Genomic DNA, 1,324 nt, shown 5'->3' on the forward strand with positions numbered 1-1,324 from the left:
CACTAGTGTCCCGTTAAAATCGGGACGAGTTAAAAATTAAATATATAACCCCGGAATAAGGGGATCAAGTTGCTCTTTGACATCATTGAAATTAGTCTTATCGAACAGAATACTAAGGTGAGTTTTGTCCGTCAAAGATATGCTTAGAATCTGCAAGACCTCATAAGTCGAACGATTCAGTTTCATATCATGTTGGACAATAGCTACCAAACAATACGTGATTATTGCAACACTTATCTGTATCCTGACGGCATTCTCGGTTGTACCCCAGAATCTCTTTATTTTGAGATGCTGCTTCAGCCATTTGAAGAACAGCTCGACCAACCATCTTTTTTTATAAAGATTAGCAACATCATTAGCAGTGATATGCTTCGCATTTGTAAGAAAAGTGAATTCTCGATCATCTTCTTCGTCATAGAATCTGATAAGTCTGAAGGTTTCTGGGTATTTCTTCTCCGAGAGGTATCCCGTAAGTTTTACTTCTGCATCAGTTAGGATATTCTTAGGCATCCTACGTTTCCATTTGACAACCTCGTACTTTAAATTTGTCTTGGCTCTAATAACATAATATGAACCTGTAAGATGTATCCTATAAAGTTCTCTGAATGAATCATAAGCCCTGTCGAATATATAGTAAGCATTTGGTTCATAAGGAATTGTATTCATTACCGTAGAATCATGTTTGGAAGCTGTTGTTACAGTATAGAATGCTGGTACTTGTGCTTCAATGTCATAAAGGACATGAGTTTTGGTGCCACCTTTCTTTCTACGAAACTTAGCCCAAGGAAACGTTGCAAGACATAGGGGAATGGTCGTAGAATCAAAAGCGTACTTCTTTCCTGGTATATCCAGAATGTTGGTAGCGCGTTTTTCAGAAGCTTCTTTCATCATATAGAAAGCAAAGTCTTCAAAGATTCTGTAATCACGATTTTGATTAGCGGTTGCAAGAGTAGTTTTTGCAATAGGTTCACGTCCCAATCCAAGATGGTAACGTTTGCTTTTGTGCGCTTGTAAAGCGACTATTAAGTCACGTAAACTTTCTCGATTACTGAACTGACCAAACATCATTGCAAGAAGTTGATTCCAACAAGTAAAATGTTTCACATAATGGTTACCATCATACTTGTCTACAAGTTTTCTGAACTTGTTTTTATTTAGAAATTCCACTAATTGAGCGAAAACATATTTATCTTGATTCATTTGCCATCGAGTTAATCGACTGCAAAACTATAAATCAAATCGTCGCCCCTATAAATCCTGTTATAAAAGACTGTATTTCAATTATTTCAAAGAACTATTTATCCACTTTAACGGGACATTAATG

1 protein-coding gene is annotated in these 1,324 nt (G+C 36.3%); it reads right to left on the reverse strand.

What is annotated here, in order from left to right:
- Window positions 1-36: 36 nt before the first annotated feature.
- The gene (locus JCM15092_RS14265; protein ID WP_024995223.1) at window positions 37-1,200 is read right to left on the reverse strand and encodes an IS4 family transposase; all 1,164 of its coding nucleotides are present in this window, start codon (window positions 1,198-1,200) and stop codon (window positions 37-39) included.
- Window positions 1,201-1,324 lie beyond the last annotated feature (124 nt).

It is taken from the genome of Phocaeicola paurosaccharolyticus JCM 15092 (genome assembly GCF_000613805.1).
GTDB classification, from domain to species: Bacteria; Bacteroidota; Bacteroidia; order Bacteroidales; family Bacteroidaceae; genus Phocaeicola; species Phocaeicola paurosaccharolyticus.

Excerpts from the sequence above, each read along its gene's own strand:
- JCM15092_RS14265 (WP_024995223.1), bottom strand. The coding sequence starts at position 1,200 with ATGAATCAAGATAAATATGTTTTCGCTCAATTAGTGGAATTTCTAAAT.